General features: G+C 58.7%; 12 protein-coding genes. 3 read left to right on the top strand and 9 right to left on the bottom strand.

What is annotated here, in order from left to right; all coding sequences use genetic code 11:
• Positions 1-7 precede the first annotated feature (7 nt).
• The 4 genes from gyrB to dnaN all read right to left on the bottom strand — a co-directional run bounded on the left by gyrB (position 8) and on the right by dnaN (position 5,553).
• Positions 8-2,467, bottom strand: a complete 2,460-nt coding sequence (gene gyrB / locus ABXH05_RS08045; RefSeq protein ID WP_353560555.1) for a DNA topoisomerase (ATP-hydrolyzing) subunit B — start codon at positions 2,465-2,467, stop codon at positions 8-10.
• A gap of 40 nt (positions 2,468-2,507) precedes the next feature.
• Entirely contained in the window at positions 2,508-3,074 is a 567-nt protein-coding gene (locus ABXH05_RS08040) for an ATP-dependent Clp protease proteolytic subunit (RefSeq protein WP_353560996.1), read from the bottom strand.
• Positions 3,075-3,151: 77 nt separating this feature from the next.
• Positions 3,152-4,354 (bottom strand): DNA replication/repair protein RecF, encoded by a 1,203-nt coding sequence (gene recF / locus ABXH05_RS08035; protein ID WP_353560995.1) that lies wholly within the window; start codon positions 4,352-4,354, stop codon positions 3,152-3,154.
• A 92-nt stretch (positions 4,355-4,446) separates the two neighbouring features.
• On the bottom strand, positions 4,447-5,553 hold the full coding sequence (dnaN, locus tag ABXH05_RS08030) for a DNA polymerase III subunit beta (protein WP_348136647.1): 1,107 nt from the start codon (positions 5,551-5,553) through the stop codon (positions 4,447-4,449).
• Positions 5,554-6,066: 513 nt separating this feature from the next.
• Here dnaN and ABXH05_RS08025 point away from each other — a divergent pair.
• Positions 6,067-6,531, top strand: a complete 465-nt coding sequence (locus ABXH05_RS08025) for a glyoxalase superfamily protein (RefSeq protein ID WP_348136646.1) — start codon at positions 6,067-6,069, stop codon at positions 6,529-6,531.
• Positions 6,532-6,616: 85 nt separating this feature from the next.
• Here ABXH05_RS08025 and dnaA read toward each other — a convergent pair whose 3' ends face one another.
• From dnaA to rpsT, 3 genes are all read right to left on the bottom strand, one after another.
• Positions 6,617-8,176, bottom strand: coding sequence for a chromosomal replication initiator protein DnaA (gene dnaA, locus ABXH05_RS08020; protein ID WP_353560554.1), 1,560 nt, complete (start codon positions 8,174-8,176; stop codon positions 6,617-6,619).
• Between the two features lie 126 nt (positions 8,177-8,302).
• A complete protein-coding gene (locus ABXH05_RS08015) occupies positions 8,303-8,737 on the bottom strand; it encodes a rhodanese-like domain-containing protein (protein ID WP_353560553.1) in 435 nt (144 codons plus the stop codon).
• 757 nt (positions 8,738-9,494) lie between these two features.
• Positions 9,495-9,764 (bottom strand): 30S ribosomal protein S20, encoded by a 270-nt coding sequence (rpsT, locus tag ABXH05_RS08010; protein WP_043950410.1) that lies wholly within the window; start codon positions 9,762-9,764, stop codon positions 9,495-9,497.
• Between the two features lie 295 nt (positions 9,765-10,059).
• Between rpsT and ABXH05_RS08005 the strand changes: the two genes are divergently transcribed.
• Both ABXH05_RS08005 and ABXH05_RS08000 read left to right on the top strand, forming a co-directional pair.
• On the top strand, positions 10,060-11,373 hold the full coding sequence (locus ABXH05_RS08005) for a cation:proton antiporter (protein ID WP_353560552.1): 1,314 nt from the start codon (positions 10,060-10,062) through the stop codon (positions 11,371-11,373).
• 40 nt (positions 11,374-11,413) lie between these two features.
• Complete coding sequence (locus tag ABXH05_RS08000) at positions 11,414-12,157, top strand: flavodoxin family protein (protein ID WP_353560551.1); 744 nt, start codon at positions 11,414-11,416, stop codon at positions 12,155-12,157.
• A 3-nt stretch (positions 12,158-12,160) separates the two neighbouring features.
• On the opposite strand, the gene ABXH05_RS07995 is transcribed toward ABXH05_RS08000, so the two are convergent.
• Both ABXH05_RS07995 and mutM read right to left on the bottom strand, forming a co-directional pair.
• Positions 12,161-12,934, bottom strand: a complete 774-nt coding sequence (locus tag ABXH05_RS07995; RefSeq protein ID WP_353560550.1) for an enoyl-CoA hydratase — start codon at positions 12,932-12,934, stop codon at positions 12,161-12,163.
• Between the two features lie 42 nt (positions 12,935-12,976).
• A complete protein-coding gene (gene mutM, locus ABXH05_RS07990) occupies positions 12,977-13,867 on the bottom strand; it encodes a bifunctional DNA-formamidopyrimidine glycosylase/DNA-(apurinic or apyrimidinic site) lyase (RefSeq protein WP_353560549.1) in 891 nt (296 codons plus the stop codon).
• Positions 13,868-13,884: the final 17 nt, after the last annotated feature.

Raw genomic sequence — 13,884 nt, 5'->3', positions numbered from 1 at the left:
CCGTTTCCTAAACGTCGAGATTGGCGACCTGAAGCGCATTGTCCTGAATGAAGGCGCGGCGCGGTTCCACGACATCGCCCATCAGTTTTTCGAACAGGTCGTTGGCTTCGTCCATGTGCTCCACCTTCACCTGCAACAAAGTGCGGGCGGCAGGGTCGAGCGTTGTTTCCCAAAGCTGATCCGGATTCATTTCACCCAGACCCTTGTAGCGCTGCATGGCGTTGCCCTTGCGGCCGGCGTCAAAGATAGCATCCAGCAACTGCATGGGGCTGCGGATTTCCGTCACGCCGTCCTTGCGCTCAAAGCGGGCGGCCTTGCCATAGACTTCCTGCAGACGCGCCGTCATTGAATCCAGACGGCGGGCATCGGCTGACGCAATGAGACGACCGTCCAGCACATGGATTTCGCGGACACCGCGCACTTCGCGTTCGAACTGAAGTCCACCATCATCGGTCAACTGGCCTTTCCAGCCGCGTTCTGTTTCTTCGGACAAGAGGTCAAGACGGCGGGCGATGTAGTCTGCAGCGCCCTGTGCTTTTTCCGCGTCTTCCATCACGTCCGGATTGAGAGCCCCGGCGATGGCTGCCTGCTCCACGATGAAGACCGGATACCGGGCACGCACGGAATCAAGAGACGTGCGGGCCTTGCGCGCTTCTTCGACGACCTGACGCAGATCTTCGCCGGCCATCTGCTCGCCATTGTCCAGCGTCAGCACGGCACCATCGAGGCCGGTAGAAATCAGATAGTCCTCAAGGCCGCGCTCGTCCTTGACGTAGGTCTCGGACTGGCCGCGCTTGATTTTGTAGAGCGGCGGCTGGGCGATGTAGAGATAACCGCCCTCAATCACCTCCGGCATCTGCCGGTAGAAGAAGGTGAGCAGCAGGGTTCTGATGTGGGCGCCGTCGACGTCGGCGTCGGTCATGATGATGATCTTGTGGTAGCGCAGCTTGTCGATATTGAAATCATCGCGGCCGATACCGGTGCCCAGCGCTGTGATGAGCGTGCCGATTTCGTTGGACGACAGCATCTTGTCAAAACGGGCGCGCTCCACATTGAGGATCTTGCCGCGCAGGGGCAGCACCGCCTGATTGGCGCGGTCGCGGGCCTGCTTGGCGGACCCACCAGCTGAATCACCCTCCACCAGGAAGAGTTCGGAAATGGCCGGGTCTTTGGACTGGCAGTCGGCAAGCTTGCCGGGCAAGGACGACACGTCCAGGGCGCCCTTGCGGCGGGTCAGTTCACGGGCCTTGCGCGCAGCTTCGCGTGCGGCAGCGGCATCGACCACCTTGCCAATGATGCCCTTGGCCTCATTGGGGTGTTCTTCAAACCAGCTGTTGAGTTGTTCGTTGACAATGCTCTCCACGATGGGCCGCACTTCGGACGACACCAGCTTGTCTTTGGTCTGGGACGAGAATTTCGGGTCCGGCACTTTGACCGACACAATGCAGGTCAGGCCTTCGCGAGCATCATCGCCCGTCAGCGAAACTTTTTCGCGCTTCAGCAGGCCATGGGCATTTGCATAGCCGTTGATGACGCGGGTCAGCGCACCACGGAAGCCCGCAAGGTGCGTGCCGCCATCGCGCTGGGGAATGTTGTTGGTGAATGTCAGCACATTCTCGTGGAAGGAATCATTCCACCACAGAGCCACATCAACGGTGATGTCGTCTTTTTCTGCGTGAATGGCGATGGGTGCCTCAAACAGCGTGCCGCGGTTGCGGTCCAGATAGCGCACGAATTCTTCGATGCCACCTTCATAATACAGCTCCACATCATTCGGCTCGACGCCGCGTAGATCAGAGATCGTGATGCGGACACCTGAGTTGAGGAAGGCCAGCTCGCGCAGACGATGCTCCAGAGTTGGAAAATCAAAGTCCGTCATGGTGAAGGTATCAGTGGAGGGCAGGAACGTGATTTCCGTGCCGGTGCGGACCTTGCCCTTGCCTTCGTCCTGCGGCGCTTCACCGGTTACCGCAAGCGGTGCCTGGCTGTCGCCATGAACGAACTGCATTTCATGGGTCTTGCCGTCGCGCCAGATTTTGACGTCGAGGCGCACGGACAGGGCGTTCACCACGGAAACGCCCACCCCGTGCAGACCACCGGACACCTTGTAGGAGTTCTGGTCGAACTTACCGCCGGCATGCAGCTGGGTCATGATGACTTCAGCTGCTGAAATACCTTCTTCGGAATGCATCTGTGTGGGAATGCCGCGGCCATTGTCCCGCACGGTGACGGACCCATCCGCATTGAGGACGATGTTCACCGTGTCGCAGTGGCCGGCCAACGCCTCGTCAATGGCGTTGTCCACCACCTCATAAACCATGTGGTGAAGTCCCGAGCCGTCATCGGTATCACCGATATACATGCCCGGGCGCTTACGCACGGCGTCAAGGCCCTTGAGGACCTTGATGGAATCCGCACCGTAGTCGTCCGGGTCAACGCCTTCTGGCGTGTTGCTCTGATCGCTCATGGTTTTTCTTTCATTCTTCCGTAAACGGAGGAAGTTGTTTTTAGCCGAGTTCGCTGATGTTCGAGATGATGCGGGACACGACGCCATATTCCTTGGCTTCTTCCGCGCTCATCCAGTAGTCACGATGCGTGTCCTTGACGATCTGCTCGTAGCTCTGGCCCGTTGCTTCAGCGAAAATGCGGTTGAGGCGCTCGCGCATTTTGATGACTTCTTGCGCCTGAATGTCGATGTCAGAGGCAGAGCCGCCAATACCGCCGCGTGGTTCGTGCAGCAGGAAGCGGGTGTTGGGCAGGCAGACGCGGTCTTCCTTTTCCGCAGACACATAGATCAACGCACCGGCAGAGGCGCACCAGCCGGAGCCGACCATGCGGACCTTCGGCTTAATGAACTTGACCATGTCATGGATCATGTCGCCGGACTCAACGTGACCGCCGGGAGAGGACACGATCATTGTGATCGGATCATCGCTGTCTGCCGCCATGGCAAGCAACCGCTCTGTAGTAGAGCGAGCGATGCGATCGTTGATTTCACCGACCACAAGAACCGTGCGCGAGTTGAACAGCGCATTTTCCATGATCGGGTTGGTAAAGCTCTTGGCGATATCCATCGGGTCGGCGTCGTAAGTTGTTTCTGGCATCTCTTGTCTCCGAAAAGGTCTTCATCTGTTGGCCGCATCACCTGATGTCAGGCGTGAGGCGTGATTTCTCCATGAGCCACGTTAAAAAGCTGTGCGCGGTCGCCCAGATTTTCAAACAGGCTTGCATCTGTTCCCGTCATCCATGCCTGTGCGCCGAGGCGTTCAAGCTCATCAAAGAGGGCCGCGCGGCGGCGGGCATCCAGATGGGCTGCCACCTCGTCCAGCAACAGCAAGGGAGGCGCACCAAAGCTGGCGCAGTGCAGTCGTGCATTTGCGAGCACAAGGCCAATCAGCAGCGCCTTTTGCTCCCCTGTCGAGCAGGCCTGCGCATCCATGTTTTTGGGCGCATGGCGCACCAGCATGTCTGCACGATGCGGCCCTTCGAGGGCGCGTCCTGCTGCAGCGTCTCTGCCGCGCGAAGACGCCAGCCGCTTGGCGAACGCATCCTCGATATCAACCGACGGCGCTGAATTGAGCGTGTCATCCACGCCATCGGTAAAGCCTGATGCCAGCGCCACGTCAGCCTTGGGAAAGGCGGTGTCGCTTGGGCCGTCATGCTCGGCAATGGCGGCGGCCAACTGACCAATGATATGGGAACGGGCGAGCGCAATTGCGATGCCGTGTTCCGCCATCTGAGCCTCAAGGGCTGATAGCCAGGATGCGTCCCAATTGTCTTCGCTCAGGAGACGGGTGCGCTCGCGCATGGCTTTTTCGTAGGACGTCACGCGCGAAGAATGCCCCGCATCAAATCCAAGGACCATGCGATCAAGGAAGCGGCGGCGACCGCCTGCGCCTTCCATGAACAGGCGGTCCATGTGTGGGGTGAGCCAGAGGGCGCGCACATAATGGCCCAGAACACCGGAGCTGGGTTTTGCTGCCCCATCTACTTTGACGATGCGCTTGTCGCCATCATTTGTGCGACCAATGCCGGTGCCAAGATCAACGGTGCCTTCCGGGGTCAGCATGGTCGCCGCAACACCCCATGGCTGTTCTGCGGGCGCGTCGTCGCCCAAAGACATGTCGCGGGTGGATACATCAGACAGACGGACACCGCGCAGACCGCGGCCCGGGGTCAGGAACGAAACAGCTTCGAGGATATTGGTCTTGCCGGCACCGTTCTCGCCCACCAGCACGACGCATCGTGCATCAAGGGCGAGCGCTGTACGGGCGTGGTTGCGAAAGCCTGTGACCACCAGTCGAAGTACCGCCAGCCGTGCAGACGCAACAGACCCCTGAGATTCAGGTGTCATTGTCGTCACGGGTGGGTTGGTTTCAACAAGGGTCAATCAGTACCTTTCGTGATTGATGGAATGCCGGGTCAGACGCGCGCCTAAACACGCCCCTAAACACGCATCGGCATCAGCACATACAGGGCCTCGGGGTCATCCGTGTCGCGGACAACCGTAGGCGAGCCCGCATCGGACAGTTCGAAATGGGCTGTAGGTCCATCCAGCTGCTGGGTGATGTCGAGCAGGTAGCGGGCGTTGAAACCGATCTCCAGCGCATCACCCTTGTAGTCGACGCCCAGTTCTTCAGTCGCAGATCCTGAGTCCGGATTGTTGACTGCCAGTGTGACCTTGCCATCGTCGAGGTCCAGCTTCACGGCGCGGCTGCGCTCGGTGGAAATGGTGGATACGCGATCCACGGCAGATGCGAAGAGCTTGCCATCGACTTCCATGGACTTGTCATTCTCAGACGGGATGACCCGACCGTAATCAGGGAAGGTGCCGTCGATGAGTTTGGAGGTCAGCGTCACACCGCCAAGGTCAAAGCGGATCTTGGTTTCCGAGACGGCGATCTTCACAGTGTCGTCGCCAGTCTCCAGGAGCTTGAGCAGCTCAGTGACTGTCTTGCGGGGCACGATGATGCCCGGCATGCCGTCGGCACCGCTGGGCATGGGCATGTCGACCCGGGCCAGACGGTGGCCATCGGTTGCGACGGCGCGCAACTTGCCCTCAACAGTGTGGAGGTAGATGCCGTTGAGGTAATACCGGGTTTCTTCGGTTGAGATGGCGAAGCGGGTTTTTTCAACCAGGCGGAACAGGTCCTTGGTGGAAATCTCAAAGCTGTAGGGCATGTCGCCTGCGGCGGCGGCGGGGAAATCCTCGCGCGGCAGGCTCTGCAGGGCAAAGCGGGAGCGGCCAGCAACGACCGTCACCTTGCCTGTTTCTGCATCATGATTGACTTCGACCTGCGCCCCGTCAGGCAGCTTGCGTACGATGTCGTACATGGTGTGGGCTGGTGCCGTCGTGCCACCGCCGGATGCCACATCAGCCGGCACGCCTTCAACGATCTCGATATCCAGATCGGTGGCTGTGAGGCTTAGCTGTCCATCATCCGCTGAGAGCAGCACATTGGCCAGAATGGGGATCGTATTGCGCCGTTCCACCACGCTTTGCACGTGATTGAGGGCCTTAAGGAGAGCGCCGCGTTCAATCGTGATCTTCATGGGACTGGGTTTTTCCGTATTTGCGGGCCGGGAACGGCAGGTCTGGCGGGGTCGCAGCCCCCATGCACCTGAACCAAGTCGCGGTGATCTGAGGCTGGCTGATTTCACGCTGGGGCGGCATTTTGGCTTTGGTCTGCAAAGCCTGCTTGACTCCCCAAGCAACCCCTCGCCTAAGGGGCCAGAATCAGCCCTAAACTTATAGCAGTTTCAGGGTGCAGATGTACAAAATCCGGCTTGCGGGACTGGGATTCATGCTCAGAATTCCTGCAATTCCACACACCAGCCATGTGAGTTTGAGGTTTTGACATTCCCGGTGCGCACGCCTAACTATCGCTCCTACTAGACGAAGGGGTTCAGGCCCCCGCCGCCCGCTGGCTTTTTGCCCCGGTGAAGTCCTGAAACTGTGCCGACCCGCCAGAAATGGCGACGCCAGCCATGTCAGCATCTGCTGCCTGGTGGCAATGCGGGCTCCATCAGACCAACAGCAGCATTTCACCTGATATGAGGCTCAAAATGGTCACGAAAACAGACGTACCAACCATTGAAGACCTGAAAGCCCAGGCAAAACGCCTGCGCGTTCAGCTGGATACACCCCAGAACCCGATCACCCATGCCCGCGCGCTGGAGCTTGTGGCGCGCCAGTATGGCTATGCCGACTGGAACACCCTGTGTGCTGTTTCCAAACGGTGTGAACAGGACCGGGCGCGCAACCTGTCCCAGCGACCCTTGCAGGTCGGTGACGAAGTTGCGGGCACCTATCTTGGCAACAAGTTCGTTGGCCAGGTGGTGGGCATCCGTTCCATGGGCGCCGGGCACACTCGCCTGACGCTTCACTTTGACGAGCCGGTGGACGTTGTGACGTTCGACAGCTTCTCGTCTTTCCGTCAGCGGGTGTCGTGCACGCTCGATGAGGATTTGGTGGCACCAACCAAATTGTCAGACGGGACACCGCATATGCGGATTGAACATCGGCTTTAGAACTTGAAGTCAGAATACAAAAAGGCCGGGATGACGTTTGTCATCCCGGCCTTTTTCGTTTGAGCCAAACCCGTGTGGTCAGATCTTACTCTTCAATTTTTCGGCGGATGAGGTTGATGTCCTCGTCCAGTGTTTTGTCCTCGGCGCGCAGCTGCTCGATCTTGTTGACGCCATGCAGCACTGTGGTGTGATCACGGCCACCGAACTTGCGACCGATTTCCGGCAGCGAGCGCGTTGTCAGGTGTTTGCACAAATACATGGCCACCTGACGTGGGCGCGCGACGGAGCGTGACCGGCGCGGAGACGACATATCAACCAGACGCAGATTGTAGTGGTCTGCCACCTTGCGCTGAATGTCATCGATGGTGATGCGCTTTTCGTTTGCGCGCACCAGATGCCGCAGAATGTCCTGAGCATGCTCAATCGTGAGGGTGCTGCCAATCAATTCCGCATGCGCAATGAGTGTGGTCAGCGCACCTTCAAGCTCACGAATGGACGAAGAAATGGAGCTTGCGAGGAAGTCGATGACGTCATCACTAAGCTGCACACCTGGATGGTTGGGCAGCATGGTTTCAGCTTTGGCCTGCAGGATGCCGAGACGAAGCTCGTAGTCTGTCGGCAGAATATCGCAGGCAAGACCGTGGCCGAGGCGTGAGCGAATGCGCTCCTCGATCCCTTCGAGGTCAGACGGAGACCGGTCGGCCGAAATGATGATCTGACGGTTGTGATCCACCAACGCGTTGAAGGTGTGGAAGAACTCTTCCTGCGTTGAATCCTTGCCGCCGATGAACTGCACGTCGTCAACCATCAGCACATCAACGGAGCGGTAGGCGTGCTTAAACGCCACGGTGTCCTTGTGCCGAAGCGCATTGACGAAGTGATACATGAAGCGCTCGGCAGACAGATAGACAACGCGCTTGCTTGGGTCGCGGCGGCGGATTTCCGTACCAATGGCATGCATCAGATGGGTTTTGCCAAGGCCAACAGGGCCATACAGATAAAGCGGATTGAAGGGCACTGTGCCTTCCGCTTCGGCAACGCGGCGTGCAGCGGCATAGGCCAGCTGGTTGGATTTGCCGACAATGAAATTGTCGAATGTAAGATGGGGCAGAAGCGGTGCGCCGAGAGGCGCTTCTTCACCTGCCGCTCCGGCATGTGCGTTGGTCTGAAACGGATTGCTTGTCGCTGCGCGCGGCGGGGCTGCTGCAGGTGCAGGTTTGGAAGGTGCCGGAGCTGCCGCTGGTGCGCGTGATGCCATCGTGTCTGCAGCGATCGCGCGCGCAGCCTCTGCAGCTGTCGCGGACCCTTCGGCAATCAATGTCACCTTACGAACGGACGAATCTTCTGCGCGCCACAGGCCCAGAAGCTGATCGCCAAACTCCCGCTGGATGTAGTCGCGGGCAAAAGACGTGGGCACTGAGTAGCTCACCGCGCCATCGCCGACACCGATCAGGGCCACCTGGCCGAACCAGCTCTTGAAGCGGGCTTCGCCAAGGCTGGTGCGCAGCTTCTGCTGCACGCTTGCCCACTGCTCGGCAACACCCGTCTGCCCCGCGCCAACATCAAGGCCATTGAACGATGGCTGGGTCGCCTCTTCCAGAGCCGGGTCTTGTTCGGTTTGGGAACCGGTTTTGCTGTTTATCATTTTGCCCCCTGGCCCCCGCCTGCCGCGCCGGGGACCTGTTCTTGTTCGTCTGTCAGGTACTGCGCGGCGTTAGCCTGCGCAAAATTCTATTTCGTCACGCGTATGCGCATTGACAGTTTCGGCTTGTCAGCCTTGCCGCCATGGAAGACCTGCCGCCTTCCAGCCCCCCGTTGTTCCGCGATGACCATTGCCATCAAGTCCGCCTTCAAATCCACCGGCCACATTGAAGCAGGACGAAAAGCCCTGCGCCGTCAGCGCCGCCGCTGCGGATGCACTTCGCTGACCAGAGCGGCACAGGCACAAAATGGGCGCGTCTTTGGGAACGCCTGCCGCATTGAGCTTGCTCGCCACATCGTCAGCGAATGTCGTGTTCTGAGCACCACCGGGGAAGGCCTGCCATTCCTCGGTCAGCATGGGACGACCAGTCGTCTCGATGTCCGGCAGCCCGACGAAATTCCACTCAGCCTGTGTGCGCACATCGATCAGAATGCTGCGGTCATCCTCATTGAGCAGCCGCCACGCCTCGGACACATCGATGTCTCCTGCATATCCACCGCTCATCTTCCGGATCGCCCCCAACTTTGCACGCCGCCCCAACACCCCTGTCCGTCAATCCAGGCAGCCGCGGTCAAGACCGGCTCAAGAGAAATGCAAAACAAGCAGTTTCCCATCGCTGTGAAGCAGGGTCCCTGCGCCACACGTTTAGCTACAACTTCGATTTTAAGAGGGGTGAGTACTACCTACTCGCCACGATACTATCAAACAGAGCAGATGCATTTGACTTAAATGGCCGAGATCGAAATCCCAACTGCACACAACTAGACAAACTAGCTCTAAATCTATGCTTGTAAATCAAGTACTTACTGCCGCCGCCTGAGGAACCAATACTAACGCCTGCGCGGCTGAAACATCAAGCGGACCATTTGGTGAACGTCGCGAATCTTTTACCGAACTGTCACCGACGGACCGCCTTTTTCACTCGCAAGAGAGTGTGAGCTCAACCGCAGAAAATCCAGTGTATGAAAGGCATTGGCGGCGGCGCAAGGGTGATTCGTCCACAGGCTGGAAAAATTAACCATCGTTGCCAAATGCGCACATAGCGCGTGTGAATAACTCGCCTTCAAGGCCAGCCGGACTCCTCCCGAGGGCTCAAGTCAAGCTTAAATAAAACCGTTCCTCATCCGAAAGCGACCCGCGTTTCACTGACGGGCCTGGCAGCTTGTCATTAGGACGGCATCGAACCACACAGCAGACACGAAAAAGGGCGCCTCCGACTTGGCAGAGACGCCCTTTTAAAATTCTTTTTCCCGTGTGGCGCTTAAGCCTGGCCGAGTGCCTTGATCCGGCTGGAAAGGCGCGAAACCTTCCGGGATGCTGTGTTCTTATGAAGAATGCCGCGGTTTGAGGCACGCATGATCTCGGACTCAGCAACGTTCAGGGCATCCCTTGATGCTTTCTGGTCGCCGCTGGCGATTGCTTCTTCAACCTTACGGATGAATGTCCGCATGCGGCTCGTGCGTGCGCGGTTTACTTCTGTGCGGCGCGCGATCTTGCGAACCATCTTCTTGGCGGAGCGTGTATTAGCCATCGGGCTTCAAACCATTTCTTGTCAGCGGCTCGTATGTGCCCGGCCCGATTTCACGTCGGAGGCAAGCTCAAACAGCGCTTGAACGTAAGGAATTTAAGAGGCGGCGTTATAACCGCGCGCCTGCGCCCGGTCAAGCAGGCTTTGGGGCGCAAAATCCCTGCAATCACAATGCTTTCACACGGCCTTGCCAAGAATGTGTTTTGGCGATCACCCCAGCTTGCGCGCAGACTGCATGTATTGAGCGGACAAACAAGGCCCGGCACCGCGCTGACCCTGCCGTTCAGGGGGGAAAACGATGGAATCTCTTGGATTCGTAGCGGTCGCCGTTGGCGTGGTGCTTTTTGCGCTTGTGTCCAGACGGCTGGAATCCAGCGCTGTTACGCCACCCATGGTGTTTGCCGTTTTCGGGCTGGCGATTGGCGGTGCCGGACTTGGCTGGCTCAATGTGGGTGACGACATGGAAAGCGGCCATGGTTTTGTGCACGGGCTCGCCGAGATCACCCTTATTCTGGTGCTTTTCTCAGATGCTGCGCGCATCGACCTTCGCGCCTTGAAGGCGGACCACAATCTGCCGGTGCGGATGCTGGTCATCGGCATGCCGCTCGCGATCATTGCCGGAACAGCCGTCGCGTTGCTGCTGCCACTCGGCCTGAGCCTTTGGGAAGCCGCTCTGCTTGCCACCCTGATGGCCCCGACCGATGCCGCCCTTGGGCAGGCCGTCGTTTCCAACCCCAAGGTGCCGGCACGCATCCGCCAGGCCCTAAATGTGGAAAGCGGCCTCAATGACGGGATTGCGCTGCCACTGGTGTTTTTGTTTGCTTGCCTCGCAGGCGCTGCCCATTCGGTTGATGACATCAACTGGGCGACCTTTGCCGGAGCCCAGCTCGGCTTTGGCCCGCTGGCAGGCATCGTTATTGGCGGGGCGGGGGCCTGGGCGCTCGACAATGCGGCGCTCAGGGGCTGGATTTCAGAGACCTATGAAGGTCTGGCCATGCTTGCCATTGCCTTTTTGAGTTTCGCTGGCGCGGAACTTGTCGGTGGTAACGGCTTTATCGCCGCCTTTGTGGCCGGGCTTGTGTTCGGCAATTTCCTGCGCGACCGGTGCCGGTTTGTCTTCGAGTTTGCCGAAGCCGAGGGCCAATTGCTGGTGTTGCTCGTCTTTATGGTCTTTGGCGCGGCCCTGCTGCCGGAGGCTATTGGTGTTCTCAATTCCCACGGGTGGGTCGCGGTCGGCTTTGCCGTCCTTGCACTCACAGTGGTGCGCATGGTGCCGGTGGCTATCGCACTCGCGGGCACGAGACTGCGCTGGCAGAGCGTTTTGTTCTTGGGATGGTTCGGCCCGCGCGGGCTGGCCTCAATCCTGTTTGCGCTTTTCATCCTGGAACAGGTGACCATGGGGCTTGGTCATATGATCCTGTCGATCACGGTCATGACGGTTGCAATCAGCATCTTCGCCCACGGCGTTACCGCTGCCCCACTTGCACGACTTTATGGGGACTACATCGCCCGTGAAAAAAGTCGCGAGGAGATGATGCCGGTCAGCGAAATGCCCACGCGCGCGCAGGCCGCGCCTCAAAGGCCCAGCACACACATGCCATCCGCAGATTAAGCAGCCGACCAGAAGCATCTAGAATCAAGGGGACACTCTCATGCTCAACGACCAACAGACAAAATGGTGCGAGGAAAGCACGACCGATTTTTCCGATCTCTCTGCGCTCTTTCTCAATTGCACGCTGAAGAAGTCACCGGAGCTGTCGCACACCAAGGGTCTGATCGATATTGCGCGGGCGATCATGGACAAGAACGGTATGAAGACCGAGGAACTGCGCCCGGTGGATTATGATCTGGCCTTCGGCGTCTATCCCGACATGACAACGCAGGGCTGGGACAAGGACGACTGGCCGCAGATCCTAGAAAAAGTCATGGCAGCCGACATTCTTGTCGTGACCACGCCGATTTGGCTGGGTGAAAAGTCATCTGTCTGCACGCAGGCGATCGAACGGCTTTATTCTGCTTCTGGCCAGCTGAATGAGGCCGGGCAATATGCCTATTATGGCCGCGTCGGCGGGTGCCTTGTGACCGGCAATGAAGACGGCGCCAAGCATTGCTCCATGAACATTCTCTATTCGCTGCAGCATCTGGGCTACACGATCCCGCCACAGGCGGATGCGGGCTGGCTGGGTGAAGCGGGACCCGGACCGTCCTATCTGGACGAAGGGTCAGGTGGGCCGACCAACGATTTCACCAACCGCAACACCACGTTCATGACATGGAACCTGATGCATATGGCGCGGATGCTGAAAGACGCAGGCGGCATTCCAGCCCATGGCAATCAGCGCTCAGCATGGGACGCAGGCTGCAAGCCTGATTTCCCCAATCCTGAATATCGCTAAAGGCTATTTGTGCTTGAAGGAGGGTTTGCGCTTGTCGATGAAGGCAGCCATGCCCTCCTTCTGGTCTTCCAGCGCGAAGAGCGAGTGGAACAAGCGCCGCTCAAAGCGGATGCCTTCTGCCAGAGTGGTCTCATAGGAGCGGTTGACCGCTTCCTTGGTGAGAGCTGTCACCGGCCGTGACATGCCCGCGATCTTTTCAGCTGTCTTGACTGCTTCTTCCACAAGGTCTGCTGCGGGAACAACGCGGCTGACAAGGCCTGCGCGCTCTGCTTCTTCTGCATCCATCATGCGGCCGGTCAGGCACATTTCCATGGACTTGGACTTGCCCACAAAACGCGTGAGGCGCTGCGACCCACCGATGCCCGGCATCACGCCGAGCGAAATTTCCGGCTGACCGAACTTGGCTGTGTCAGATGCCAGAATGAAATCACACAGCATGGCCAGTTCACAGCCACCGCCAAGCGCATAGCCGGACACAGCCGCCACAACAGGCTTGCGTGCTTCTGCTATGCGGTTGGCTTTTTCAAACAGGTCTTCCTTGTAGACATCCATATAGGTCTTGGGCTGCATCTCCTTGATGTCAGCGCCAGCGGCGAATGCCTTTTCTGATCCGGTGATGACCATGCAGCCGATTGCGTCGTCACCGTCAAAGCCCTGAACCGCATCAATCAGTTCATCCACCAGCTGCGAGTTCAAAGCGTTCAACGCGTCGGGGCGGTTGAGCGTGATGAGCGCAACAGCGCCGCGCTTTTCGGTCTTGATGGTGTCGTAGGCCATGGAGGTCAGCTTCCTTGATGGGTCGGCGATTTTGTATCGGCTCTATCTTTGACATTGCCCGCAATAGAATGTCGAGCGTCCAGATTGAACAATCCGGCGAATGTCCTTGTCGCACCCCCGTGTGACGCAGGGGCTGCCTTCGCGGTCATATACTTTGAAGGTGTGCTGGAAATAACCAAGCGAGCCATCCGCCTGGGCATGATCGCGCAGAGAACTGCCGCCGGCTTCAATGGCTTCACGCAGGACCTGGCGAATGGTGGTCGAGAGCTTCTTCAGGCGATCTGTTGGCTCGCCGGACTGTTTCACAAGCGAAGCCGCAATGCGCTTGGGGGAGATGCCAGAGCGGAACAACGCTTCGCACACATATATATTGCCCAGGCCTGCCACCACCGCCTGATCCAGGAGCGCCGATTTGATGGGCGACTTGCGGCCTGCAAGACCCGCGGCCAGCACATTTGAATTGAAGCCCTTCTCCAGCGGCTCGGGACCCAGTTGCTGCAGGAAGCTGTTTTGCGCTTCGTTGCCGGTTTCCTCGATGGTCATGAAGCCGAAACGGCGCGGGTCTGAATAGCGGACGACACCACCGCCCTCCATGCGGAACACGATGTGCTCGTGCATGGCATGGGCGTTTGCCCCGGTGTCGAGGTGAAACGAACCGGGACGGTTTTGGTCATCGCCGGGCATTTCCACCACAAAGCGGCCGGACATGCCCAGATGCATGATGAGGAGCGCACCATCGTCCAGACGGCCAACGAGATATTTACCGCGGCGATTTAGCGTCTCAAGGCGGGTGCCGGTCAGGCGGCCTGCAAAGTCATTCGGCAGGGGAAAGCGCAGATCAGGCCGCTTCGCCTCCACATGCTCAAACCGCTGCCCCTCCATGGCGGGCGCCAGGCCCCGGCGGACAGTCTCTACTTCGGGCAATTCAGGCATGGATTGGGGGCCAATTC

Origin of the sequence: Pyruvatibacter sp. HU-CL02332 (assembly GCF_040362765.1) — a bacterium.
Classification (GTDB): domain Bacteria; phylum Pseudomonadota; class Alphaproteobacteria; order CGMCC-115125; family CGMCC-115125; genus Pyruvatibacter.
Note: the sequence above shows the minus strand (reverse complement) of the source record. Positions and strands in the feature narration are given on the sequence as shown.

What these genes read in the sequence shown, in the direction of transcription:
- ABXH05_RS08015 (WP_353560553.1), bottom strand. Translation starts at nt 8,737, where the DNA reads ATGAGCGGTGGATATGCAGGAGACATCGATGTGTCCGAGGCGTGGCGG.
- ABXH05_RS08025 (WP_348136646.1), top strand. Translation starts at nt 6,067, where the DNA reads ATGGTCACGAAAACAGACGTACCAACCATTGAAGACCTGAAAGCCCAG.
- rpsT (WP_043950410.1), bottom strand. Translation starts at nt 9,764, where the DNA reads ATGGCTAATACACGCTCCGCCAAGAAGATGGTTCGCAAGATCGCGCGC.
- dnaN (WP_348136647.1), bottom strand. Translation starts at nt 5,553, where the DNA reads ATGAAGATCACGATTGAACGCGGCGCTCTCCTTAAGGCCCTCAATCAC.
- ABXH05_RS08040 (WP_353560996.1), bottom strand. Translation starts at nt 3,074, where the DNA reads ATGGATATCGCCAAGAGCTTTACCAACCCGATCATGGAAAATGCGCTG.
- mutM (WP_353560549.1), bottom strand. Translation starts at nt 13,867, where the DNA reads ATGCCTGAATTGCCCGAAGTAGAGACTGTCCGCCGGGGCCTGGCGCCC.
- ABXH05_RS08000 (WP_353560551.1), top strand. Translation starts at nt 11,414, where the DNA reads ATGCTCAACGACCAACAGACAAAATGGTGCGAGGAAAGCACGACCGAT.
- ABXH05_RS08005 (WP_353560552.1), top strand. Translation starts at nt 10,060, where the DNA reads ATGGAATCTCTTGGATTCGTAGCGGTCGCCGTTGGCGTGGTGCTTTTT.
- dnaA (WP_353560554.1), bottom strand. Translation starts at nt 8,176, where the DNA reads ATGATAAACAGCAAAACCGGTTCCCAAACCGAACAAGACCCGGCTCTG.
- gyrB (WP_353560555.1), bottom strand. Translation starts at nt 2,467, where the DNA reads ATGAGCGATCAGAGCAACACGCCAGAAGGCGTTGACCCGGACGACTAC.
- recF (WP_353560995.1), bottom strand. Translation starts at nt 4,354, where the DNA reads ATGACACCTGAATCTCAGGGGTCTGTTGCGTCTGCACGGCTGGCGGTA.
- ABXH05_RS07995 (WP_353560550.1), bottom strand. Translation starts at nt 12,934, where the DNA reads ATGGCCTACGACACCATCAAGACCGAAAAGCGCGGCGCTGTTGCGCTC.